Origin of the sequence: Clostridium thermarum, from assembly GCF_006351925.1 — a bacterium.
Classification (GTDB): Bacteria; Bacillota; Clostridia; order Clostridiales; family Clostridiaceae; genus Clostridium_AU; species Clostridium_AU thermarum.
This window is the reverse complement of the sequence record NZ_CP040924.1, coordinates 975,214-999,547: the sequence shown is the minus strand read 5'-3', so window position 1 is coordinate 999,547 and position 24,334 is coordinate 975,214. Positions and strand designations below refer to the sequence as shown.

General features: G+C 31.0%; 24 protein-coding genes and 2 pseudogenes. 5 read left to right on the top strand and 21 right to left on the bottom strand.

The window, feature by feature from the left end; genetic code table 11:
• The first annotated feature begins 62 nt into the window (after positions 1-62).
• On the top strand, positions 63-233 hold the full coding sequence (locus FHY60_RS17805) for a hypothetical protein (RefSeq protein WP_180375468.1): 171 nt from the start codon (positions 63-65) through the stop codon (positions 231-233).
• Positions 223-963, top strand: coding sequence for an ATP-binding protein (locus FHY60_RS04280; protein ID WP_139903758.1), 741 nt, complete (start codon positions 223-225; stop codon positions 961-963). The genes FHY60_RS17805 and FHY60_RS04280 overlap by 11 nt, the downstream gene beginning before the upstream one ends.
• Before the next feature lie 115 nt (positions 964-1,078).
• On the opposite strand, the gene FHY60_RS04275 is transcribed toward FHY60_RS04280, so the two are convergent.
• The 12 genes and pseudogenes from FHY60_RS04275 to pssD all read right to left on the bottom strand — a co-directional run bounded on the left by FHY60_RS04275 (position 1,079) and on the right by pssD (position 10,701).
• On the bottom strand, positions 1,079-1,684 hold the full coding sequence (locus tag FHY60_RS04275; RefSeq protein ID WP_139903756.1) for an ATP-binding protein: 606 nt from the start codon (positions 1,682-1,684) through the stop codon (positions 1,079-1,081).
• Positions 1,672-3,234, bottom strand: coding sequence for an IS21 family transposase (istA, locus tag FHY60_RS04270; protein WP_243122222.1), 1,563 nt, complete (start codon positions 3,232-3,234; stop codon positions 1,672-1,674). The genes FHY60_RS04275 and istA overlap by 13 nt, the downstream gene beginning before the upstream one ends.
• Positions 3,235-3,362: 128 nt before the next feature.
• Positions 3,363-3,494, bottom strand: a pseudogene (locus FHY60_RS04265) (IS256 family transposase); the annotation flags it as partial.
• Positions 3,495-3,601: 107 nt separating this feature from the next.
• Positions 3,602-5,215 (bottom strand): IS66 family transposase, encoded by a 1,614-nt coding sequence (tnpC, locus tag FHY60_RS04260; protein WP_139903755.1) that lies wholly within the window; start codon positions 5,213-5,215, stop codon positions 3,602-3,604.
• 91 nt (positions 5,216-5,306) lie between these two features.
• A complete protein-coding gene (gene tnpB / locus FHY60_RS04255) occupies positions 5,307-5,657 on the bottom strand; it encodes an IS66 family insertion sequence element accessory protein TnpB (RefSeq protein ID WP_139903753.1) in 351 nt (116 codons plus the stop codon).
• Positions 5,651-5,986 carry an IS66 family insertion sequence element accessory protein TnpA gene (tnpA, locus tag FHY60_RS04250; protein ID WP_139903751.1) on the bottom strand — a complete coding sequence of 112 codons (336 nt, stop codon included), beginning with the start codon at positions 5,984-5,986 and terminating at the stop codon, positions 5,651-5,653. Before tnpA ends, tnpB begins: the two co-directional genes overlap by 7 nt.
• Before the next feature lie 389 nt (positions 5,987-6,375).
• Entirely contained in the window at positions 6,376-7,446 is a 1,071-nt protein-coding gene (locus FHY60_RS04245; RefSeq protein WP_139903749.1) for a mannose-1-phosphate guanylyltransferase, read from the bottom strand.
• Between the two features lie 111 nt (positions 7,447-7,557).
• Positions 7,558-8,202 (bottom strand): glycosyltransferase, encoded by a 645-nt coding sequence (locus tag FHY60_RS04240; RefSeq protein ID WP_341472555.1) that lies wholly within the window; start codon positions 8,200-8,202, stop codon positions 7,558-7,560.
• A gap of 63 nt (positions 8,203-8,265) precedes the next feature.
• Complete coding sequence (locus FHY60_RS04235; protein ID WP_139903745.1) at positions 8,266-8,625, bottom strand: hypothetical protein; 360 nt, start codon at positions 8,623-8,625, stop codon at positions 8,266-8,268.
• Entirely contained in the window at positions 8,603-9,748 is a 1,146-nt protein-coding gene (locus tag FHY60_RS04230) for a glycosyltransferase family 4 protein (RefSeq protein ID WP_139903743.1), read from the bottom strand. Before FHY60_RS04230 ends, FHY60_RS04235 begins: the two co-directional genes overlap by 23 nt.
• Positions 9,749-9,766: 18 nt before the next feature.
• On the bottom strand, positions 9,767-10,255 hold the full coding sequence (locus FHY60_RS04225; protein ID WP_139903742.1) for a glycosyltransferase: 489 nt from the start codon (positions 10,253-10,255) through the stop codon (positions 9,767-9,769).
• Entirely contained in the window at positions 10,252-10,701 is a 450-nt protein-coding gene (gene pssD / locus FHY60_RS04220) for a PssD/Cps14F family polysaccharide biosynthesis glycosyltransferase (protein WP_139903740.1), read from the bottom strand. The genes FHY60_RS04225 and pssD overlap by 4 nt, the downstream gene beginning before the upstream one ends.
• Positions 10,702-11,070: 369 nt before the next feature.
• Between pssD and FHY60_RS17800 the strand changes: the two genes are divergently transcribed.
• Positions 11,071-11,250 carry a hypothetical protein gene (locus FHY60_RS17800; protein ID WP_180375467.1) on the top strand — a complete coding sequence of 60 codons (180 nt, stop codon included), beginning with the start codon at positions 11,071-11,073 and terminating at the stop codon, positions 11,248-11,250.
• A gap of 334 nt (positions 11,251-11,584) precedes the next feature.
• Here the strand turns inward: FHY60_RS17800 and FHY60_RS04215 are convergent, their stop codons facing one another.
• Positions 11,585-12,772, bottom strand: coding sequence for an O-antigen ligase family protein (locus FHY60_RS04215; RefSeq protein ID WP_139903738.1), 1,188 nt, complete (start codon positions 12,770-12,772; stop codon positions 11,585-11,587).
• Positions 12,773-12,952: 180 nt separating this feature from the next.
• On the opposite strand from FHY60_RS04215, the gene FHY60_RS04210 reads away from it, so the two are divergent.
• Positions 12,953-13,483, top strand: coding sequence for a transposase (locus tag FHY60_RS04210; RefSeq protein WP_139903737.1), 531 nt, complete (start codon positions 12,953-12,955; stop codon positions 13,481-13,483).
• 123 nt (positions 13,484-13,606) lie between these two features.
• Here the strand turns inward: FHY60_RS04210 and FHY60_RS04205 are convergent, their stop codons facing one another.
• Positions 13,607-14,833: a transposase gene (locus FHY60_RS04205; RefSeq protein ID WP_139903735.1), complete on the bottom strand. Its 1,227-nt coding sequence runs from the start codon at positions 14,831-14,833 to the stop codon at positions 13,607-13,609.
• A gap of 207 nt (positions 14,834-15,040) precedes the next feature.
• Here FHY60_RS04205 and FHY60_RS04200 point away from each other — a divergent pair.
• A pseudogene (locus FHY60_RS04200) lies at positions 15,041-15,763 on the top strand (transposase); the annotation flags it as partial.
• A 237-nt stretch (positions 15,764-16,000) separates the two neighbouring features.
• Here FHY60_RS04200 and FHY60_RS04195 read toward each other — a convergent pair.
• The 7 genes from FHY60_RS04195 to gmd form a co-directional block, all read right to left on the bottom strand.
• The gene (locus FHY60_RS04195) at positions 16,001-17,224 is read right to left on the bottom strand and encodes a glycosyltransferase (RefSeq protein ID WP_139903733.1); all 1,224 of its coding nucleotides are present in this window, start codon (positions 17,222-17,224) and stop codon (positions 16,001-16,003) included.
• A gap of 18 nt (positions 17,225-17,242) precedes the next feature.
• Positions 17,243-18,184, bottom strand: a complete 942-nt coding sequence (locus FHY60_RS04190; RefSeq protein WP_139903731.1) for a polysaccharide pyruvyl transferase family protein — start codon at positions 18,182-18,184, stop codon at positions 17,243-17,245.
• Positions 18,171-18,929: a glycosyltransferase family 2 protein gene (locus tag FHY60_RS04185; RefSeq protein ID WP_139903730.1), complete on the bottom strand. Its 759-nt coding sequence runs from the start codon at positions 18,927-18,929 to the stop codon at positions 18,171-18,173. The genes FHY60_RS04190 and FHY60_RS04185 overlap by 14 nt, the downstream gene beginning before the upstream one ends.
• 4 nt (positions 18,930-18,933) lie before the next feature.
• Positions 18,934-20,388: a flippase gene (locus FHY60_RS04180; RefSeq protein ID WP_139903728.1), complete on the bottom strand. Its 1,455-nt coding sequence runs from the start codon at positions 20,386-20,388 to the stop codon at positions 18,934-18,936.
• Between the two features lie 16 nt (positions 20,389-20,404).
• A complete protein-coding gene (gene fcl / locus FHY60_RS04175) occupies positions 20,405-21,343 on the bottom strand; it encodes a GDP-L-fucose synthase (RefSeq protein WP_139906284.1) in 939 nt (312 codons plus the stop codon).
• A 143-nt stretch (positions 21,344-21,486) separates the two neighbouring features.
• On the bottom strand, positions 21,487-22,692 hold the full coding sequence (locus tag FHY60_RS04170; protein WP_139903726.1) for an IS701 family transposase: 1,206 nt from the start codon (positions 22,690-22,692) through the stop codon (positions 21,487-21,489).
• 514 nt (positions 22,693-23,206) lie between these two features.
• Positions 23,207-24,289 carry a GDP-mannose 4,6-dehydratase gene (gene gmd, locus FHY60_RS04165; protein WP_139903724.1) on the bottom strand — a complete coding sequence of 361 codons (1,083 nt, stop codon included), beginning with the start codon at positions 24,287-24,289 and terminating at the stop codon, positions 23,207-23,209.
• Positions 24,290-24,334: the final 45 nt, after the last annotated feature.

Sequence of the window (24,334 nt, the reverse complement as noted above, 5' to 3'; positions counted from 1 at the left end):
TAAAATTAAGTAAGAGTTATTCAGAAGAGCGCCTTGAAGTTGCATGTGAAGTAGCCTTGCCTATGACACGTGTACCTCGTTATAAGCAGCTTAAGTCCATTCTTGCCAGTAATCAAGATATTATCTATCTTGAGAAGAAAAATGCCCATCTTAAAGCCCTAGAGTCAAAGTCCAATGCTCATGGCTATGTAAGAGGTGCAGAATACTACGGAGGTGGCAGGTATGATAGGTGATGAAACAAAACGCAAGCTTCGAGAGTTAAACCTTGATGAACTGGTTGATATATTTAAAATACAGGATGACGATCAACCGCTCTACTCAGCCATGACCTTTGACGAAAGAATTACTTTAGCTATTGATAGTCTCTATCAGGATAAAAACAATAAGCGCTCAATACGTCTAATAAAGCAAGCCAAATTCAGATTTACTGATGCAGATGTAAACTCAATTTACTATGCGGATAGGGGGCTTGATAAAAATCAAATTATTGAGCTTTCAACCTGCCAATACATGCGTAACAACTTTAGCCTTGTGCTTAATGGCTTCACAGGCTCTGGTAAGACTTTTCTAGCTTGCGCATTGGGCAAAGCTGCATGCAGACAGTTATATCGAGTACGCTATATAAGAGTGCCAGAGCTTCTGGAGCTTCGTGCTGAGGCAACTTTACAAGGCAAAGGGATCAGTAAGCTAGTAAGCAAATTTTCTAACTACAACCTCTTGATTCTGGATGAATGGCTCCTTCAAGAATTAACCGATGATGATGTCAGATTCATTTTTGAACTTACTGAGAAGCGCTATGATTGTCACTCCACCTTGTTTTGCACTCAGTACAAAGTGTCAGATTGGCATACTCGCTTAGGGGGCGGGACCATGGCTGATGCTATTCTAGACCGGATCGTACATAAATCTATTCGTATTGATACTGGGAACATGAACATGAGGGAACATTTCTCCACCAAATAAATTAAGTTATACAGGCACCGCCTTCAGGCGGTGCTTATAAGTGAATAGATGGTTTCTTTACTGTGAATCGATAGTTTTGAAAATATGAACCTACGGTTCTAATGGAGCGTAATAATCAATTAGACGTGATTATTATCGAAGCCTGCTCATGAAGTGCAGATATTAACTGAAAGAACAGATTTGCTTCTTCTTTGTTTATAGGAAGGTATCCTAATTCATCAATTATGACAAGGCTAGAAGATAGTATGCTATTGACTTTACCTTTACTTTTTCTTGATATATCTTGAGTTTTTAGTACATGCATAAGATTATCCATTGAAACAAAACTAACCCTATAGCCGTCCTCAACGGCTTTTAACCCCATTGCGATAGCAAGGTGGGTTTTTCCCACACCTGGAGGCCCTAGGAAGATAAGATTAAACATCCTATCTATCCATTCTAGTTCCAAGAGCCTGTTAATTTGTCTAGGTGTTATAGACTTCTGAAAGTTTAAATCAAAATCTTCTATGCGCTTAATTATAGGAAACCCGGCATTTTTAAGTAGCCTTTCTTGAGCCTTCTTCTCTTTTAGATTTACTTCACTCTTAAGTATATCCAGTAGCAAATCTTGATACGATAAGTCATTAACATCAGCGTTTTCAATTATTGTTGATGCGTTAGCACTTAAATTGTTAAGTTTAAGTGTTTTTGCGCAACCCTTTATCAATTCTAATTTTTCCATTCTCTATTATCCTCCTTCAAAGCCATTGTATACTCACTTATTGCTCTAATTTCTGTCTTTACACCCTTGCACTTTGAAGGGATGGAGGAATTGTTTAAAGTAGGTTTCTTGCTTGAATTTTCACTATTTTTCATACTAAAATGTTCAAGTGTATCCTTAAACATTCCGGCACTCCAGAGCCTTCGGCTTACACAATACTCTATTGCCTTTTTTACAGACTCTTCATCATAATTAGACGCAGCCTTAACTATAACACCTAATTGATCCTTAGCATACCTTGATCTTTCCTTTCTTATATTATCTAGAAGTGTCTTGGCACTTTCCGTGCCACCAAGCACTGTGAGTGCTTTAAAGTACATTTCTTCAGTAGTTTTACTTATATATCTTTCCGGATGATTAAGTTTAACCAATTCACCTTTTTTACTGCTTATAACATGATGTGCTATAATCTCTCCGGTTTCTAAATCTACTATATCCAATGAGTTATCTTTAAGTACTAGTTTCACCTGTTTTCCAGGTTCGTAAGTTCCTTTCGGCACTTGATATCTATTTTGTTTATAAAAAACAATATTGTTTTTTCTCACGCTATAGATTAAACTAGTATCATTGGATTTTTTATCAATTGATTGAGGTACTGGTTGTAAGTGTTGTCTCTCCGAAACGAGCACTTCTGCTGGTACCTTTTTCGTTATATCATGTACCTTTCCATTCCCAGTCCTGTCAAGCCATTTCAGGCAATCCTCATTGAAAGAATCTATGTCTACGAACACTCTATGTATAGCAAAGTTATATTTAACAAACTTAACTACTGCTTCTACTTTACCTTTGCTTTCCGGGTCATAGGCTCGACAGAGCCTAGTCTTAAACCGCATTAGATTAATATAGTTTTGAAATTCTTCGGTGTACACAACGTCGCCGAAATTTTCATCTACTGCAAGTATTCTATCCTGGTCATAAACTATTTCCTTCGGCATACCTCCAAAATACTCAAATGCTCTATCATGAGCCTCAATGAAAGTTGCCGTAGTAAAAGGCTTATCCAACCAATATACATACTTAAATCTTGAATGAGAGAGTACCATAGCAAAGCAGTAAAGTTTTATCCTCGAGCCGTCAGGCCGATGAAGCCAAGCCTGTCCAAAGTCTACTTGTGCTTGATATCCCATGGGCAATTCTGGTACCTCCATATATTGCCTATCACGTGCTGCCTTCGGCAGGTTAAAGTCTTTTCTTAACTTCTTAACATACCATCTCAGTGTTCTGTCCTTAAAATCTAACTCTCCATAACGTTCTCTTAACCAATCATGGATCTGAGCCGTTGATATATCTCTAAATTCTCTTATCCACGAAAGTATATCACTTTTGTACTTGTCTAATTTCTTTGCTCTGTTCTTTGCCTCCTTCACTAATTCTGCATATTCTTCTGGCTTCATATTCCAGTATTTCGTTACTGTCTTGTAGTTGATATTCATTATTCTCTCTACTTGAGATTTGTTCAATCCTTTCCTTTTAAGTTCTTGTATTTCAGCAAACACTTTCCATCCCTTCATTCTGCATCCCCCTCTGATGAATAACTCTTTTATTCTATCAGAGGTAGGAGTAATATTAAACTATACTGGGAATTATTCTCCCTTTTTGTTTGCCGAAATCTCTCCATTTTATTTTACCATTAACAACACTCTAGAAACTGCTGTATTATCCCTCCAAACAATCTCTGCATTAATCCATTCTTGCCAACAAGGTCCTCCATGTTCTTACATTTACTCAATTCCTTATTCAAATCTATATCTGGTAATTCTAATAGGTTCATTTTTTATACTCCTCTGTAAGAGTCAAAGTTTTAGTACCTTTAATAACTTGAAAAATAGCATTAAAATATCCCAGTAAGGCAATTTACTAAACTTTACTGGGATTAACTTATTTCCTATCTTTAATTTTCATATTTTCAGGAATCTTATCTGACCAAGGCATAAGATTCTCTAAGCTTTCGCTACCTTCTATATCTATCTTCAATAGATTATCAAATAGATAAACTAAATACCTTTCTACAACTAATTTATTAGCCTTGGCAGTTTCAATAATGCTGTAAATATTAGCACTATGTGTGGCACCTTTAGCAGTATTAGCAAAAAGGAAGTTCTTACGGCCGATAACGAAAGGTTTAATAGCTCTTTCCGCTGCATTATTGTCTACCTCTAAAGAACCATCTAGCAGTACATTCTTTAATCCTGGTAAATGCTTTTTAGCATAATCAAGTGCTTTACCCAACGGACTTCTTGGAAGAGCAGCTTTTATTTCTCTTTCAACATATTCAATAAAGTTATCTATAATTGGAGCTAATTTTTCAGCTCTTATTTTAAATCTAATATCATAATAATCATCCTTACTTGAAAAGGATTCTCTAAGCTCTTTTTCAAGTTTATAAATTTGCTCACAATAATTAAACCCTATTATTGCTCTAGAATTTTTTAGGGCTTCTTCATCTAAGTCTACAATTATATTATGGAAGTATCTTCTTATGTGAGCTAAGCAATATACCCTTGTAGCGTTTGTAACGGAGTTATAACCGCTATAACCATCCGTTTGGAGAAATCCTTTGAAATCTCCTAAGAAATTTTTAGGGCAAGAGCTGGATCTGGTACTCTGATAATCATACAAAATTACTGGCTTTGAATTGGTATCACTCATATATAACCACATATATTTTTGAGATTTAGAATCCTTGCCATTGTCATTAATTACTTTTAAAGTAGTCTCATCTGCATGAATATAATTTCTGCTTAGTAATTCTTTTTGCATGTGGTTATATATTGGCTCTAAAGCCTCAGCTGCTGACATAGTCCAGTTACATAGAGTTTGTCTTGAAAGAGTAGCACCCATCATATCAAAATAGCTTTCTTGCCTATAAAGTGGCATAGCATGTTGATATTTAAGTATAAGAGTATGAGCAATTAACTCATTAGAAGCCATACTATTATAAAAAATAGTTTGTGGTGCTTCTGCTGAAATTATATTACTTTCACCAGTTTCCTTTTCGCATGATTTACAAGCGTAGCTGTAAATCACGTGTTCTTCAACTACAAGCTTAGCCGGAATATATTTAATTATCTCTTTTCTTGATTTTACACCTATTTCAACTAATTGCTCTCCGCATTCTTTACAGTTAAGGTCATCACCTTGTAATTTATGTTCAATAACAACTCTTTCTAAGTCTGCTAGATTATCTTTTTTACCTATGTAATTATTTCTCTTAGCTCTTTTATATGTAATTTCCTCTAAAGTAGGTTCTTCTACCTTTGAATCACTATATTTTTCGGCCTCGTTGAAAAAAGATAATTGATTAGCATCTGCCTTTTCACTAGATACTCCAAATATCTTCCTATTTTTATTTGATATAACACCTTTTAAGAATTCTAACTCATTTTTAAGTTTTCTTATTTCTTCATCTTTTGAGCTTAATTCTTTTTCCATTTTTTCAATTAATAATTTTGTATTTTCATCAAGTTCATTAGTTAAAATTTCGTGATTCATGATTACCTCTTTAGCTTTATTCTATATATTTATTATACCACAAAAACCGTTGAAAATAAAGGTTTTTCAACGGTTTTGGAGTGATACACTTTTAAAAATAATTACTTTGTTTTATAGGTTTAAACTTGGATTTTGTTCTTACTTCGTACCCCTTTAGAAGCCACCGTAATTCTTCTATATTTACTTTCAATGCTTCTTCTGTCGTAGCAGGCCATTTGAAGCGATTCGCTTCTAAACGGTGATAATATAGCCAAAAACCTTCATCAAAGTGAAGAATTTTTAATTTGTCCATTTGTCTATTACAAAAAACAAATAAGGCTTTATCAAAAGGATTCAGTTTAAATTGATTCTGAACTATCATAACTAAACCATCAATACTTTTCCTTAAATCCGTGTAGCCGCAGGCAAGATAAACTGTTTCTACTTTATCTATGTTTAACATTTTGCAGCTAATTCCTTTATTATTGATGATATTAGAGCAGTTTCATTAACAGGAATGGCTATGATGGTATTACCTATTGTAATCTTTACCTCATTCAAAGTATAGATATTTTCTTTAATATTATTCTCTTTATTATCTAAAGAAATAGCATGAAAAACTGTTTCTTTGTTTTCAAATTTTGCCCTTTCTACTCTTCTTTTATGATAGTAAAATTGACTTTTAGTAAGTTTATTTTCTAAACAAAAATCTTTAACAGTTATTGTTCCATTACATGCATCAAATTTATTAATATATTCTTCCCAGGTTGCATTATCTAATCTTCTAGACATAGTTACCCTCCCAATAATAATCTTATGAAATAAGTTTATCAATGAGAAGACATGCTATCTAGATACTTAATTTTTGACGCTTACGAACATTTCTCCACCAAATAAATTAAGTTATACAGGCACCGCCTTCAGGCGGTGCTTATAAGTGAATAGATGGTTTCTTTACTGTGAATCGATAGTTTTGAAAATATGAACCTACGGTTCTAATGGAGCGTAATAATCACTAACATAGAAGTTTTAAGTACGGAGGAACTTAACAAGCTTCTGCCTTGGTCAAAAGAACTTCCAAGTAATTGTTATGCCAAATAACATCTAGAATTAAGCTGCGCTTTTGCGCAGCATTTTTGTTTACTGATGTGGGGACAGTTTGACACTTACATTTTAAGAATCTACTGTTCTAAGACTTTCTTCTTTATATCTTTAAGCGCACTTATACTATCCTTTGAACATACAAATATAAGTTCATCACTTTCCACTACAAGTAAATTATCAGTACCTACAACAACAATAGGTTTCTGATAGGATATAACTAAATTCTCCTTAGAATCTATACTTATGACTTTGCCCTGATGAACATTGTTGTCCTCATCTTTATTACAATAACGCTCCACTGCAAACCAGCTTCCTATATCATCCCACCCAAAGTCACCTGGTATAATATAAATGTTCTCAGCCTTTTCCATAATGCCATAGTCAACGGATATATTATCTACAAGTGGATACTTTATTTTACACTGTTCTTTAAAAATTTGAGGATTAGACATATCTATACACTTTAATACACTATATGTATTGTAAAGATGTTTTTTTGTAAGTTCTATTATATGATCTGCCGTCCATATAAACATGCCGGCATTCCAAAGGTAGTTTCCTTCAGAAATATACCGCTGTGCCTTTTCCCGTGAAGGTTTCTCTACAAAGGCACTAACTGGTAGTACTTGAATCTCATCTGAATCCGCAGCAATTTCGCCGTTTGCTTCATTATCAAACTTTATGTAGCCATAGCCTGTCTCAGGTCTATCAGGATTTATACCAATAGTAACTATAGCATCTTCTTTATTTTTAACAAAATTACCGCCTACGGATAAAACCTTTAAAAATCCTTCATCATCTTTTATAAGATGGTCTGATGGAAGTACTGCTATTACTGCATCATTATAAAACTTTTTTATATACATTGCAGATAAAGCTATACATGGAGCAGTATTTCTACCAATGGGCTCCATTATAATATTTGCTTCCAGTAAATCCGGCAATTGCTCTTGAACAAGGTCTTTATAAATTTCTCCGGTTACTACGAATATCCTCTCTATAGGTATAAGTGCCTGTAGTCTTTCCACCGTCATTTGAATCATGGATTTATCACCAAGCAAATTTAAAAATTGCTTTGGTTTTTCGTCAGTGGATAAAGGCCAAAAACGTTCACCTTTTCCACCAGCCATTATAAGAGCACATAGCATCTAGATCAATCCTTTCGTTAAAGATGAATATACCTTCTTCTGTATTACATACTAATAATATAAAGTTAACAAAATATATCGATTTATCTATACTTTTGTTATACTCCTTAATCAAATTTCCTTGAGGAGCTTGTTAATCATTTCTTTTACATTTGATATAAGATATGGTGAATTTTCACCTAAAAAATAATCTCTTTTTACTGAGTAATTACTAAGTTTTATATTAAGTAATTCTTCCAAACAGTTATATCCTATACCATCAACACCATTAAATTCAAGTAAAAACTTAGGTGCTATAGGAATGCAATTTAGAAACATTGCTTCTAACAATACACCGCTTGTTCTATTTTCATATCCATCACCCTTATATGGTAATACGACAAATTTTGTTCTCCCAATTAAATTATAGTACTCATCATAGTCCAAATTTTTATCTATTATCTCAATATTATCTATCTTATTTTTAAGCAATGTGCTATATCTTAATTTATCACTAAACTTACCAATTATTTTTAAATTGACATTCATTTTAGAAAAAACTCTTACTAGTCCTTCTATATCCTTAACATCATTCATCGTGCCAACACATAAAACTTCATCACTCTTCGTATTGCTATCATATTTTTTATATTGGTCAGAATAATAATAATCGGGCAAAAAAATTGAATTCTTATATTGATTATTTAATCTTCTATTCGAAGTTATAATAAAACTTGCATTGTCTAGAATCTTTTTATATAAATGGTTTTTTATCATATTAATATACTTATTGCCACCACTATAATATTCCATAAAAGATGTTACTAAAATCTTTTTATTTTAAATTTTTTTACCATATAACATAAAAAATCCCAAAAAATAATCAAAATTTACAAACCATAAAATATCATTATCATCCCGTCTAAGAGATTTAAAAATACTCTTAATCTTGTAAATGAAATTTTTAACTTTTACAGTAATCCTTGAATCAAAAGTTTTAATTTTTGATTCTAACCAAGTAATCTTTCTTACTCTTTCATCTTTTATATAATCTTTATATATTTCGGGTATAGCTAAACTAACTGATATGTCTTTATCAATTATATTAAAATATTCCTTTATAATCTTAATCTGATGTCCTATCGGTTTATAATTTTCGTCACATGTTCCAATGTAGTCAATTAACTTTACTTTTATCATTATTATAAACCTCCCAATATATATCTAGTACTGCTTTAGCAGTATTTTCCCAATTAAAAATTTTTATCCTATCAAATCCTAATTGAATCATTTTTGTTCTTGTACTCTCATCTTGGGCCTTAAGTATACATTCATATAATTCATCTATGCCATTAGGATCGAATTTTAGAACTGCCCCTCCCCCAACCTCAGGCAGTGAAGACCTATTTGAACATATAACTGGCACACCATTCGCCATAGCCTCAATTATAGGTAATCCAAACCCTTCAAATAAGGATGGAAATATGAAAGTAGTTGCATTTTTATATAGTGTCACTAATTCTAAATCAGTAACATAACCAGTATAAACAACCATATTCTCTAACCCAAATTCTTTAATTTTTGTATTGATATATTCGTAATCATTTCCTTTTTTTCCACATAGAACAATTTTATAATTTGTACCTTTAAAATACTTATTGTAACATTCTACAATAACAGATGCATTCTTAGTTCTTTCTAACTCGCTAACAAATAGAAAATATCTACCTTTAGTTAATTTATATTTATTTAGTACTTCTTCAGAAGAAACCTGTTTAACATTAGTTGCTTTTTTAAAATCTACTCCATTATAGATAACTGTTATTTTTTTATTCTTGCATTTAAATCTAGACATAATACTTTGCTTTGAAAATTCAGAAATAGTAATAATCTTTGCTGATCTCTTTATTTGAACATTTACAATAACTTTTCTAATTAAAGCTTGTAGTTTCCCATACTTTTCAGGATAATAAAACTCTGCTAAATCATGTATAGTTGAAATTGTTTTGTTTCCCATTATTAATACTGGCGATGTATCAGGTATATGAATCACATCCGGCGAATATTTTAGAGTCTTCAATGGAAAAATAATTAATTGATATAAATTTCTTAGTACCTTATTTTGACTTATATTCTCTTTAATGAATGTGAAATTATTCTGTTTAATGTTATAAAAATCAAATCCTTTCATCCACCCTCCGTAATATATATAATAATTATTCTTTTTATCAACTTCAGCTAGACTTTTTATTAAATTGTTAATATATACACCCACTCCTCTTGGATTTTCTCCCATTAGGATTGCATTTATTACTATATTCATACTCTCACCATAATACCTTCATCTATTTAATTCTTCAATAAACTTAGCAACAAAATTAATATTGTTATTAAATTTGCTACTGTAGTCCAAAGATATCTCTCCATTCTCTACAGCGACAATTATTTTCTCCAAATCTTCTATATCATACACAGCTAGAACCATATTGTCCCTTTCTAATCTTTGTGTAAACTTAATTTGATGATTGTCAACATGTTCACCGAATATAGGATTTCGTGGAACAACAATTGGTTTCTTGCCATACTTCCAAGCCTGCATAATACTACCAGGTCCCCCATGAACGATAATTATGCTTGCTTCTCTTGTATACTTTTCCATTTCTTCATATCCAATGAGTTTTTTGAAATCGCAACATTCTATTTTTTCAGTTGAATATCCAGACTGAATAAATACTGTATCTTTTATCTCATTACTTTTAACAAGAGCATCTATTTTAGAAATTAATCTGTTAAATTGCTGTTCATGTGTTCCAACACTAACAAATATCATATAATTCCTCCCAGATATATTCCCTTAGGATAAAATTTTTTTTGCTCCTCCCATTGTAAAATAAACTTATCAGTAATGGGATACACCATCTTTCCAGTTAAAGTTGGTAATTCAATTCTATCAAAGACTTCTATGTATACTAATTTTGCACCTAATAACTTTCCAATGTAAAAAAACGGTACTGCCACAGCCGCTCCAGAAGAAACTATTATATCCGGTTTCTCTTTTCTTAAAACTTTAATTGCAAGGAATGTATTTTTTATTAAATTTATAATATTTCTATTAGTTGGATAGTAACACCAGTACTTTTTCTCATCTTTTAACAAACTTCTAGCGTCTTCCTTATCAAAGGTTACCCAAAAACGTTCTTGCTCTTTCCACCAATCTTTTAATAAATATAAATGTGTTAAATGTCCTCCACTAGATCCTACAAGACATATTTTCACTTAATTCACCCCATACTCTAAAAATAAATTATAAATATTCTTTTTAGTATTGAATAACTAATTTACATTAAATAAAAATAATCATAAATTTTTATAAATTGCTTATCATATTATTTTACACTAAACATTATATTGCCTTATGGGTAGCTAGTACACAGGTCAGAAGCCTATAGAAGCGACTCTTAGCAAAGGAGACCACGTGATTGGTACATTGAAGTCCAATAAAAAAATATCGCCGTTAGGCATAACAATGCACTTAAGGAATTCGCAAAGTATATCGACACCTCTACTCTCGATGTCGTTACCATCAGGGATAAGGAGTGTAGGTACCATCTTTATGAAGGACCCGTTATCAACTTTGTAAATGCCTTGATTGTTATATGTTATGAGAGAGACGGTGATGATTTCAAGGATCCTATGTATCTACTATCTACAGATGTTGAGTTAAATGCTGAAGCAGTAATATCCTACTATAAAAACAGATGGAGTATAGAAACAAACTATAAATATCCGAAAAGTAACCTAGTTTTTGATGAATACAAAGTTTGAATCATACTTTACATTAAAAGATACTTCCTACTTGTGTTTTTAACCCTTAATTTTCTGGAAATATACAGGTTACAAATACTTAGTAGTGAAGCTACTCTCGTTGATGCTTTGAGAGAACTAAGAGGAAACTCATTCAAAATGTTTGTTTACTATATTTACAGTCAGGCAAAGAAAAATGTTCCGCTTGAGATGCTACTTAATAAACTTAAGCTAACTTCTTAAAAAATTCAACTACTCACAGGATACGTCTATCCTTTTTTATTGGATATAGTATACTATAGAGTTAAAGTAATCAACAACTTGAAAACTAACATTTTAAATTGCAGAATAAAAGTTACTTTATTGACTTTTTTAACTGTAAAAGATAATAATTTAAACAGACAAATGAAACCATAAATATTGAATTACTTCTCAAAAATTCACCCTCAATAAAATTAATAATAATGTATAGGCAAATGAAAAATACATAGAAATATGCATTAATATGCTTTTTAATTTTATAATACGCTAAACATTTAATAACATAGTTAATTATCATAATAAAGAATACTATAGTTCCAATAACGCCCAAATCCAATAGAAGGTCAATATATCCATTATGTGAATGACCAATCATAAACTCATTAGCCATACTAAAATAATACGAGTAAGGATTATTATACCAAAATCCATGATACCCATACCCAAGTAATGGTTTCAACTTCATAGCTTCTATAGAGAAATTCCAGATTCCTGTTCTCCCAGTTAATGTTATATCTCTATTAAAGTACTGTAGTAACTGAGATGCAATTGACCCGAACCATTCATTATTTTGTAAAAAAAATAAAATATAAAAAATAATCCCACTTATAAAAGTACCAATAATTATAATATATGCATTGATAAATTTATAGCTTAATATTGCTACAGTAGAAATAAGTAAAATAACAAGAGATGTTGAGCTATTACTCTTGGAAACACAAAGAACAGCTAATGCCATTGCTAATAATGCGGTCAACTTTCTAAATTTAGACTTTTCAGATATAAAATTTAGTAGCGAAAAAACATAACCTAATGCCATAGTTCTTCCGAAACCATTTTTTAGTGCGAAATAACCTCTCCAATTAAAGAATCTATCATCATAATAAGTTCCTATATCTGGTAAAAATATTACTAGAAAAATAGATAAAATGGCAGAAGAAAGATTAAAAAAGCTCATATATCTTATAAATTCACATTCATCATAATAAAAAAACATATTCAAGCTATATGCTACAGTTCCAGTAAATATAAATGCATTGATTAATGTATTTCTTGAATCATATGCCCATGTACACGATAAAAATATATAGATTATAAACGTAATTATATATTTACAAGATAAAAAATCAAACTTAGCTCTTTTGATATTTAAAAAACTAACTAATAGAATTATGATGTTAGCAAACGATATCCCTATAAGAGCAATATTTGAAGATGAATAAAATCCACCTGATATAAAAAATAAAAATATAACGTTTATAATATCTCGAATTTTTTTCATAAATCACCTCATTAGTGTAGGATAATAGCCTTGAGCATAATTCTAATGCCTTGATATTACTAGCCCGTAAGGGCTAATTTTTTTTTATCACTCAAATATATGTCATAGGATTTCCTCACTTTTTGTCGAATTATACTATATAACCACACATAATATAAAAACAATAAGGAGGAAATCTCTATGTACCAACGTCAAGAAATCTTTAACATAATTGAACTTTTTACTTCTCAAAAGCTTATCAATTTTTATACAAAAATCTTCGATAATCTTGATTTATCTTCATTACCCGATAGGGTACCTTCAAAATATGGTCCTACTGGGTTTTCACGTCATGCTCTTTTTAGAGCTTTCATTGTCATGAAATGTGAAAAATTTGCCCAAATTACTGACCTTAAAGATTTTCTAGAAAATAATCTAATAATTGCTCAGCTTTGCGGTTTCAATATTTTTAAACCTTTACCTTCATACTCGGTTTTTCAGAGATTTATAAAAAATTTATCTAATTCTTATCTTAAAGAAGTCATGAAACACCAAGTTAATATTCTTAAAGAACTTGGTTTTATTGACAACAACTTTATATCAGTTGATGCCACTCCTGTTAAGGCTAATACTAAATTTAATAATCCTAAATGCTTCGCAAATAACAAATTTTCTAAAAATAATCATCCTTCTTCTGATAAAGATTGTAAATTGAGGAAATTGCACAATTAAACTTCCTCAATTATATTTAAAAATCATTACTTTTTGTTAATAATTAACTATTTTGTTCAGAAAAAGATAATAGCAAAGCCAAGGTGCTATTGCACCTGTGGATAACTTTTAAAACTAATAAATTTATCCTGCTTGCTTTAAATTTAAGTCGTTAGACTTCTGATTAACAGCAATAGTGCCTGCTACTAAAGCCATACAGTTTAGTAGAGCTACAACTTTTGCTTTTCTAATACCTGCTGAACGCAGATTATTAACATTTAGGTACTCTTTCAATCTTGAGTTACACCTCTCGATAGAGGTGCGTTGATTATAGAGTTTTTGCCAATCTTCACTGCTCCTAAGAGGATAAGAGTAATACCTATTATTCTCTTTATAGTTTACCTTTAGGCAAAATCCATAGTTTGAATTGCTACAATGCTTTGTTCCAAATGGACAATTAACCTTACCGGTTGCTTGGGGACATCTAAATTTAAGGTAGTCACCATCTTTTCCCCAGTAAGTTAATGGATATCCCATTGAGCATATGGGTTCAAACTTCTCATTAAATCCTTCTGGTGGAGCATACTGTGCCCTAGGATTGTAAGCTATAATTGGTTGTGCTTTAACATCGTGAGTAACATAATCATAAATCTTTTGAAAATCATAACCTTTATCCATAATAAAATGCTTAGGACTCAAAACTCCAGAGTAGTTGGTGATGAACTTTTTTATCAGCGGAATAGCTAAATCTCCATCACTATAACTAGCGGGAGATAGCAATATGCTTAAGGGTAGTTCACTCTTGCAATCTGCCAGTATGTGAAGCTTAAATCCGAACCAACGTATTTTATTACCATCAGTATCGTTCTTAGCTCCCCAGTTTGGAGAAACAGCATCATTCTTAAGTTTGGATTTAGGTCTAGCTTTTTCAAAAGAATCAATTTTAGTAGAATCGATTGCTACATTTGAACCATCAACAATTCCTATACTAATGGCCTTTTTAACTAAACAATCGAAGTCATATTCCAATGAAGGTATTTTGGATAGCTTAGTTAAAAATCTACTAAAGGTTGATGCTGAAGGTGTTTTCTCTAAAATGTTAAAACCACAATTATACCTAAATATAGGATCAGTCTTAAGTCTATCGACTAACTTATTAAAATATTTAATTTTTTCAACTTGCATAGCAACTAAAGCATACAATAGTGCTAGCTCATTATGCCCTTTCGGGCCACGCGTAGCGTGTAGCTGGGCTAAACCATTTAATACATTTGAAAAATCTAGTTGGGCTAGAATTAATTCAAGCCTAGTTTTAGGTTGTAATTTTATTATTTCTTCAAAGGAAAATAGGCATTCTTGTCGAATATACATAAGTATTCACTCCTCTTTGTTGTGTATTTTTGGTGATACTTAAATATTCGACATTTTGGGGTGAATTTCCTTTTTGAATAATAAAAAAGTTAGTAAAATCAATGATTATAAAATATGAAATTTACTCAATTAGGTGTTCATACTGCTAATAACTCTATGAATGTTCAAGTTTTCTAAGATAAACCCAATAATTCAAAGAAAAAATGTGAATTTTACTGGGGATATAAAAATCATGTTATTTGTGATGCTATCTCCGGTCTCCCAATTGCTGAATTTACTACAACCGCTGATGTTAATGAAATTTCTAACTTTACAGAAATACTTTCTGATACCAATGAGTGGTTTCCACTAAAAGGTAGTTATATTATTGCTGATAAAGGTTATGACTCAAAGCAAAATCATGATTTTATTCGTAATACCCTTAAAGGCCATGCCTTCATTGCATTAAATAAACGTGGGTCAAAACCTAAAAACTTAACATCAACAGGCAATGTAATATGCGATGCCGGATTAGCAATGCATAAAGATGGCAAACAATATTTTGATTCATATATTAAACAAAAGTTTTGCTGTCCGTTTAGGACTTCTAAAGATGATTCTTTATGTCCATGTAAACACGAAAAATTCTTTAATGGTAAGAAGAACAGAGGTTGTGTAAAATACATAAGCATCGGAACTGACTATAGATCCTCTATAAATCGTGATTCTATATTTTTTAAAAAAATATACAGCCTTAGAACTGAGTCTGAAAGATACAATTCTAGGTGGAAGAATCTAAATACCGAGCAAGCTTATGTTAGAAATATTAACTCTGTTACTAATTTAAATACAATGGGACATATTTGCCTTTTAACTATTGCAATTGCTGCTATAAAATCTGGTTGTGTTGATAAATACAAATCCCTATCGGGATTAAAAAGAACAGCTTAAACTAAGTTATATCAAAATTTTTAAGCATCCATTTCACCAAGGGGATAGTCTACCCTTTTTTTGTTTCTCTCATTTCAATTTAAGTTCCATTTTAGATAGTTAGGCTACGCTTAGTAAAAATTGTAATAATTTAACTTTTGTTGTTCTATTTTTTATTTAATTATGCTCATATCTATAGGATAAATAATTTCGTAGAATAACTTTTAATCATACGAAGAGCTTTCAAATCATGTTATGTTAAATTAAGTATTGATCACTTAGAATTTCTTTATATAAATTAAAATAATTATCTACACATGTTTGTAATGAAAACTTCTCAACGACTCGATTTCTGGCATTTATTGAGTAATTTTTCAGCATTTTATCATCATTTAATGCTCTTTCAATTACGCTCTGTAACTCTTTTTCGTTACCCTTTTCAACTAACCATCCGGTTTCATCAGTTATCTGTTCACTAATCCCACCTACATTAAAACTTACTACTGGCGTACCAGAAGCCATACACTCTATAATTGTACATGGGAAATTTTCTGATAGAGTTGGCATAACAAATATGTCTGCTAAAGAATATATTTCATTTAAATCTTTTTCATCGGTAATATATCCAAATTGGCGTATCATAAATTCATTTTCTAATTGACTTTCATCAAACAATTTCCCTGCTACTAATAATACGATATTTTGCTTATTCTTTAACTTATTTAATACATTCACTAAATGTCGAAATCCTTTTCTAGGATCATTTATATCAGCTGATATAAAAAGAATATATTTTTTATTTATATCTAAACCATATTTATTTCTTAATTCACTTTTATTATTATATATAAAAGTATCTATATCTACACCATTATGGATAGTTCTGATATCTAAATCCTTCAAAATAGACTTTTCAGCTAGATTTTTAAGCCACTTAGAGGGAGTAACTATATGAATATTTTTATTTGTAAAATTCTTTTTTTTCAAATTAAGCACATATCTTGAATTATCAAAGTTCATACTCGGGTGATTTTTCAGTTTATCTCCACATTTACCACAATTATATATCCATCCATCACAATCATATGCAAATGAGCATCTGCCAGTAAAAGCCCACATATCATGGAGCGTCCATACAGTAGGAATCTCCTCAGCAATTCTTTTTACGTCTTTTATATTAAAATAATTGCCATGTAAATTATGATAATTTACAATATCATAATTCTTAACTTTATCTAATACTCTTTTAGAAACAGAGTGAGAAAATGATCCCTGTAAACTAAATATCTCTCGTATAGCTTTTGAATATGCTCTCTCAAAAAAACTTAATTTCAAATCGTAGCAGTTATCATTATTACCTATTTTTTTACCAACTAGTAAATTACACTGAATCCCTTTTTTACTTAATTCATTTGTGATTTGGTAGGCTACTTTTTCTGCACCTCCACCTATATCTTGCGTGTTTATTTGAATAACTTTCATTTCTATCACCTTTTTTTATTACTTAAATTGTTTTTTCCATTTTGTTATATTCTCAAATGGAATTTTTAAGTTTAATAAGTAATCAGAATGGATTCTCTTTTCTAATTCTCTCACATCATCTCTTGAAATTATTGGAAGACCAAAATCTTGCCCCATCTCTTTTGCTCTGTTATCTATTCCAATAATTATTGCCTTTCGAGACTTCTGTATTGCTCTTATTCCAGCATGTAACCTAGTACCTATATAATCTATATCCCCATCTTCCAGAATTTTATCAAAATCGTGTAATTTAGGTGCTAATACGGATAACTTACCTTCAAATCCTAAATCCTTAATATATGAATAATCACCAACACCTTGCGGCCATAAGTATACTGTATCATAATTTTTAATGCAGCATTCTACCAATTGCTTATCTAATAACGGTTTTTTATTATAATCAGTCAATGTCAAAACTAAGTTTTTAGATTTAATTTTATTTATTTTTTTCAAAGTATTATCATCAATAGCCCATAGCGTTGGGCAGCCCGTATTTATAACTTTAATTCCTAAATTAGATAGTTTTTTTTCGGTATATGAATCTCTAACAGAATGATAAAATTCTGAACTTAGAGTCTTTTTTAAAAGGAACTTAGTGTATAGATTAGGATCCTCCTGATATTGCCACCACCCAAGCCCAATTAGTATGAGTCCACTTACATATCTATAATTATATAAATTAACATCCCATTGTTTGTACTTATTCATAAAGCTACTTAAAGAATTCGTACCTCCAAAGAATTTAAAATTACTGCTTTTTAATACTTTTAAACTTTTACCCTTAATTATTTGATAGGGTATATTATAAAAGAAGTCCTCATGAAACAATTCATTTAATTCCCTATATACCGATTCCATAATGATTTGGTTTCCCAAATTATACTCACAAACTGATGTGTCAATTATACTAATAACTTTCATTATTCCTCCAAAAGCCAATTATATTTTTTATCTTATTAAATGCTAACTTCTTCATCATACATTTTCGTGATATAAAACCGTTACGATACATTATATCAATTAATTCTGTATAGTTATCATTCTGATATGAGGCTCCCCCAATTCTAAAATTGGTAATTACTTTGTCTATTGGTTTGTATTTTACTCCATTATTAACTAATCTTAACATTAAATCTAAATCTGCAGAAATTTTATATTTTGTATTAAATACTCCATATTTATCATATACTTTTCTTTTTACAAAACATGTAGGGTGTTGTATCAAACCATTCATTTCATTAATAAAGTCATAATTATTCCTTCTTATCATATATTCCTTTCCATCTTTTATCAATCTAATTAAGCCATAAAACAAATCGACTTCAGGATTATCATTAATCGAATTAATAATATTTTCAATTGCATCAGTCTCATACCAATCATCACTATTAATTATTCCAATATAATCTCCAGAGCATAAACTTATACCTTTGTTCATTGCATCATAAATCCCATTATCTTTCTCTGAGATATATCTCATCCTACCATCAAATTTTGGTAAATATTCTTTGATAATATTTAAAGTATTGTCTGTTGATTTACCATCTACAACTATATAGTCAAAATTCTTATTAGTTTGATTCAACAAGCTCTCGAACGTATCTCTAATTGTTTTTTCACTATTATAGCAAACCGTAACCACAGTAATTAAATACTTGTCATTCATTTTTTCACCTACTTAAAATTCTATTTTTAAACTTTGAAAACAAACTTCTAAGTATATAAATTGTAAGCTCTTCCTTTAAAATAATTAATATAGTAAAATAAGTGATTATTCCAAGGACACAAGAAATAATCAAAACTTGTAAATAATCTATGAAATAATGTTTTACAATTAAAATCGTTAAAGTCATCATAATGGTACCAAAAAAATATTTTAGTAAAGATTTTGTTAGAAGTCTGATATTACTTATTTTTTTAGATATATAGACCCCATAAAAGTTACCGAATAGCTGAGATAAAGTATATACAATTGCAGCACCAATATAAGATAAATTAGGAATTAACAATAGACTTAGGCAAAGACTAATAAATGCAGTTATCAAATGAACATTTAAACTTTTTGATTCGTTACCAGTAGGTAATAACACCTGTGAATACATCAAAGTTCCTAAAGAATTAACAATTATTACGACACCTGCGATTTGCAAGCTGTATTTTGCATTAATAAATTCGCTACCTCCTAACACCATCATTACTTCATGCGATAAAACAATAACTGCACTAGTGAGGGGAATCGAGATAATATATACATAATCAACCGATTTTTCAATAGCCTTCCTATATTCATATTTATTTTTCTGAAATAAATATGAAACTCTCGGTAACATAACTTGAGTCAGCGAAGAAGAAAAAATCAAACCTAAATTTATAACTTGTTTTGTTCTTGTATAATATGCTACAGCCGTATTACTTTTAAAAAATCCTAATATAACCGAATCAAATTGCGTATAAATACTAAATACTAAACTTGCGAAGAAAAAAAATTTTATCTTTTGCAAATGATACATAAAATTAATATCTTTAAATACAATCTTCACAAACCTTTTAGAATAAATAAAATTAATAATATTTCCAAAACTATTAGCAAAAACACTTAAAATTGCATAATAAACATAATCTTCACTTGAAGTTACAGTAATAAACATTAAAATCAAAGATATAAGTTTTAGTATTATACTGCGACTAGTTATATATCCGTATTCCTCTATCCCTTGGTAAAACCAATCCATAGAAAAGATGTTTAAAAACAAATTTAGCCCAGTGACAATATATAAAGAAAGCTCAGAACTAAATTTCTCATTTGATAATAATAATGTAACATAAGCAATCACGGTGAAAACTGTTGCGAAAAATTTAATTATCATTAATTCTGAAAAAACTTTTGATAATTTCCTTTTATCTTCCCTAACCCGCGCAATCTCCCTAATTCCATATGTTGGAATACCTACTGAAGCAATAATTATAAGCCAATTTATAAGTGATATAGCTAAATTTACCTTTCCTAAATTATCAGCCATAAGCACTCTAGATACATACGGTAATGTAATAATAGGATAGATTATGTTCATTAAGGTAAAGATTAAATTAAAAATGAAATTCTTTTTTAAAGACTTTTTACTCACATTAACTCTCCATATGTTATATGAAAATATTTTTATTTTCTACAAACCATTCGTATGTTTGCCTAACACCAGTTTCTAAATCTATTTTATGTTTCCATCCTAGCGAATGAAGTTTTGTTATATCAGTTAGCTTCCTTGGCGTACCATCAGGCTTACTAGAATCAAACACTATTTCTCCATTAAATTCTACAACCTTTTTAACCAACTTCGCTAGTTCAAAAATTGATACTTCCTCACCAGTACCAATATTTACATGTTCCTCGCCATTATAATTCTTCATTAAATAAACACATGCATCAGCCATATCGTCAACATGTAAAAACTCCCTTAACGGTTTGCCACTTCCCCATACCTCAACATTATGTTCATTATTAACCTTAGCCTCATGAAACTTTCTAATTAATGCTGGTAATACATGAGAATTATTTAAGTCGAAATTATCATTAGGCCCATATAGATTAGTAGGCATACAACTTATGAAATTATCCCCATATTGTCTCTTAAAGAACTTACACATTTCAAGTCCTGCAATTTTTGCCACAGCGTAAGCTTCATTTGTTTCCTCTAAATAACCAGACAAAAGATATTCTTCCTTTATTGGCTGTGGAGCCATCTTAGGGTAAATACATGTGCTCCCCAAAAACAACAGCTTTTTAACTTTAAAATCATGAGCTGCCTTTATTATATTACTTTGTATCATTAAGTTATCGTAAATAAAATCCGCTGGATAACTATTGTTAGCATGTATTCCCCCAACCTTAGCAGCTGCTAAAATAACATATTCAGGCCTCTCTTCTTCAAAAAAATTTCTTACTTCACCTTGATTTATTAAATCAAGTTCTTGATGGGATTTTCCAATTACATTTAAATATCCTTTACTTCTTAGGTTCCTTACAATAGCAGACCCTACCAAACCTTTATGACCCGCTACATAAATCTTAGAATCTTTTTTCATCATTTCACATCCTTAAAATTAAGTTTATTTTATGTTAAGAGTTCATAAATTTCTATAATCCAATTTATAGAAACTACTTCATTTAAACTATAAATGAGCAAATTTAATAGAGTTATTTACCACAAAAATTAGTTAGACTCTCCCTAGGCAATTTTTAGAGCTTGAAAAATTTGTTCCAAAGGCACACCGGCCTTTGATTGCTCATGTATCCATGCGACTTTACTTTGCTGGACCTTCTTACGAGCAGACTTTATTCCTTTACTAAAGTTTAAGAAATCTAAACTAACCTCAAGCCCCCAATAAGTATAGGTAAGCATAAGAAGAACAAAATATTTATTAATGGCGCTTTCGCTTCTAACTTGATATTCATCAAGACCAAGGTGCCTTTTTCTCTCTCTAAAAAATATCTCAATAGGCCATCTGTAAACGTAGTGGTTTAATATATCGAGAGTATCTAAGGTATTATCAAGGCTTATGAATGCTTTTAAGGCCTTTTCGTTGAAAATGTCGTTTTTGGGGCAGCTTAGAATAATAGTAGCTTCCTCAAGGTCATTAAGTTTACCTTTGTAAGTATAAACATAGTACTCATGTTTGCGGGCTGTAACAAGGCTGACATCTTCTTGAGTAAGTGTTTTGGCAAAGGCGTGAAGTTTTATTCCTAGTCTTTCATGGCCTTTAGGATAGATAACTCTATTCGTTTTTAAGGCACCAATGTAAGTATACCTTCTCTCTGCTGACGCCTCGAAAAGAGCCTTACAGCTATACCAACTATCACACAAAACATAACCTTTATTTACGGGAAACGGCAGATTCTTAATAACTTCTTCAGCTATCTTAATTTTGCTCATGTTGTTTTTATCGTAGAGAACTATGGTATATGGTAGCACTGTATTACCACACCTTAGCATTACAGTAACCATCTGTTGACCATACACAGTCTTACCTTTTAAGCGTGAGTTATGAAATCCACACTTTTCTGTAGGACATTTCGCCTTTGACGAGGGCACAGTCTTTTCAGAGATGGTATCATCAATAATCACATAGATAGGATTGCCTGTAGTCTCAGAGAGTTTCCGTATACGCTTTATAACATGCTCCTTCAAAGATTCCATTACAAGTTTCTCTTTCCATGGGCTCTTACTTAAAAAGTGCCCTACGGAGGTCCGATGCCTATGAGAGGAGAGTTCTGCGATAGCAGAAACCTTTCCATCATAACCTCTTAGTACCATAGCACTGATAAATGCTATGACATGTTTTAACTGAGATGCTGTGAGAAATAAGTCCAAATCTAGCTTTAAAAGGAATTTGATTATGGATGATGAAGCTGTTATAATAAAGTTCTCAAGCATTTATACATTCTCCTTTGTTATGTTTTGTGTGGTAACTTAATTATAACAAGGAACTGTATAAATGTTTTTATTTTGCTCAATTTTTATGCATGGTAATTTATTCATGCGATTTTAATCATTTATAGATTTAAAGAACTCCAAGTACACTGGTTATATATGCGCAGAGCGATTAGTACAAAAAATCAATTTTTTATATAAGGTAACCCTTAATATAGATTTTTATTTGATAAAAATAATTTTACCTTTTCACAGCGTTATGAGATAGACTATATGATAATACAGTGACAAAGATATATTAATCAGTCACATTAAACTAACTGAAAATATCTTCCATAGAATAAGACTACTCTTTGAACTATAATTATCCAAAGAGTATATCACAAAATTAAACTTACATCATAAAAATACTGCTACAAAACATAATTAATCCATTTATTATCAAGAATTATATACGATTGTTATATTTATGCACTCGTACGTTCATGAATTATACAGATTGAGCCAAAAACTATTCTTACCTAGTTAGTGCAGCTTCTTTTTTACCTAAAAACTCCCTCGTTCCTATGCCAGCAATTTCTTTCATGTCCGCATCAACCATCATACTAACTAATCCTTTAAAATCAACTTTTCTTCTCCATCCAAGTTCTTTCTCCGCTTTTGTACAATTGCCCCATAAAAGCTCAACCTCTGCAGGTCTGAAATACTTAGGATTAACGTCAACAAGTAATCTACCGGTAAACTTATCGTATCCTTTCTCGTCGACTCCTGTCCCCTTCCATTCAATTTCGATACCTACTTCCTTAAATGATAATTCTACAAATTCTCTAACAGTATGAGTCTCATTTGTTGCTATTACAAAGTCTTGCGGCTTTTCTTGCTGTAATATCAGCCACATTGCTTCTACATAATCCCCAGCAAAGCCCCAGTCTCTTTTAGCATCTAAATTACCCAAGGATAGCTTTTCTTGCTTACCAGCCATAATACTTGCTACGGCTCTTGTTATCTTTCTAGTAACAAAAGTTTCACCTCTTCTTGGAGACTCATGATTAAATAATATTCCATTACAAGCAAATAGATTATATGACTCTCTATAGTTTACAGTAATCCAATATGAGTATAGTTTAGCAGCTCCATATGGGCTCTTTGGGTAAAAAGGAGTTTTTTCGCTTTGTGGCGCTGTATCTGGAAGACCACCAAACAACTCAGAAGTTGACGCTTGATAGAACTTACATTTCACACCAGTCTCTCTGATTGCATCTAGTAACCTTAATGTACCCACTCCATCTACTTCTGCAGTATACTCAGGGACTTCAAAGGAAACCTGAACATGAGATTGAGCTGCTAAATTATATATTTCATCTGGTCTAATTTTTTCTAATAATCTATTTAAATTACTTGAATCCGTTAAGTCCCCGTAATGTAAAAATAACCTCTTATTGCCTATATTCTTATCTTCAAATAAATGATCAATTCTCTTAGTGTTGATTGTACTGTGTCTCCTTATTATTCCATGAACTTCATATCCTTTTTCTAATAATAACTCCGTTAAATATGAGCCATCCTGTCCTGTAATTCCTGTTATAAGTGCCTTCTTCAAAAAAATACTCTCCTTCCAATTTCTTTAAAATTTATTTAAACTAAT

Bases quoted from the DNA above. Each gene is read 5' to 3' on its own strand.
- FHY60_RS17805 (WP_180375468.1), top strand. From the start codon at position 63: ATGACACGTGTACCTCGTTATAAGCAGCTTAAGTCCATTCTTGCCAGT.
- FHY60_RS04280 (WP_139903758.1), top strand. From the start codon at position 223: ATGATAGGTGATGAAACAAAACGCAAGCTTCGAGAGTTAAACCTTGAT.
- FHY60_RS04275 (WP_139903756.1), bottom strand. From the start codon at position 1,684: ATGGAAAAATTAGAATTGATAAAGGGTTGCGCAAAAACACTTAAACTT.
- istA (WP_243122222.1), bottom strand. From the start codon at position 3,234: ATGAAGGGATGGAAAGTGTTTGCTGAAATACAAGAACTTAAAAGGAAA.
- tnpC (WP_139903755.1), bottom strand. From the start codon at position 5,215: ATGAATCACGAAATTTTAACTAATGAACTTGATGAAAATACAAAATTA.
- tnpB (WP_139903753.1), bottom strand. From the start codon at position 5,657: ATGTTAAACATAGATAAAGTAGAAACAGTTTATCTTGCCTGCGGCTAC.
- tnpA (WP_139903751.1), bottom strand. From the start codon at position 5,986: ATGTCTAGAAGATTAGATAATGCAACCTGGGAAGAATATATTAATAAA.
- FHY60_RS04245 (WP_139903749.1), bottom strand. From the start codon at position 7,446: ATGCTATGTGCTCTTATAATGGCTGGTGGAAAAGGTGAACGTTTTTGG.
- FHY60_RS04240 (WP_341472555.1), bottom strand. From the start codon at position 8,202: ATGATAAAAAACCATTTATATAAAAAGATTCTAGACAATGCAAGTTTT.
- FHY60_RS04235 (WP_139903745.1), bottom strand. From the start codon at position 8,625: ATGATAAAAGTAAAGTTAATTGACTACATTGGAACATGTGACGAAAAT.
- FHY60_RS04230 (WP_139903743.1), bottom strand. From the start codon at position 9,748: ATGAATATAGTAATAAATGCAATCCTAATGGGAGAAAATCCAAGAGGA.
- FHY60_RS04225 (WP_139903742.1), bottom strand. From the start codon at position 10,255: ATGATATTTGTTAGTGTTGGAACACATGAACAGCAATTTAACAGATTA.
- FHY60_RS04215 (WP_139903738.1), bottom strand. From the start codon at position 12,772: ATGAAAAAAATTCGAGATATTATAAACGTTATATTTTTATTTTTTATA.
- FHY60_RS04210 (WP_139903737.1), top strand. From the start codon at position 12,953: ATGTACCAACGTCAAGAAATCTTTAACATAATTGAACTTTTTACTTCT.
- FHY60_RS04205 (WP_139903735.1), bottom strand. From the start codon at position 14,833: ATGTATATTCGACAAGAATGCCTATTTTCCTTTGAAGAAATAATAAAA.
- FHY60_RS04195 (WP_139903733.1), bottom strand. From the start codon at position 17,224: ATGAAAGTTATTCAAATAAACACGCAAGATATAGGTGGAGGTGCAGAA.
- FHY60_RS04190 (WP_139903731.1), bottom strand. From the start codon at position 18,184: ATGAAAGTTATTAGTATAATTGACACATCAGTTTGTGAGTATAATTTG.
- FHY60_RS04185 (WP_139903730.1), bottom strand. From the start codon at position 18,929: ATGAATGACAAGTATTTAATTACTGTGGTTACGGTTTGCTATAATAGT.
- fcl (WP_139906284.1), bottom strand. From the start codon at position 21,343: ATGAAAAAAGATTCTAAGATTTATGTAGCGGGTCATAAAGGTTTGGTA.
- FHY60_RS04170 (WP_139903726.1), bottom strand. From the start codon at position 22,692: ATGCTTGAGAACTTTATTATAACAGCTTCATCATCCATAATCAAATTC.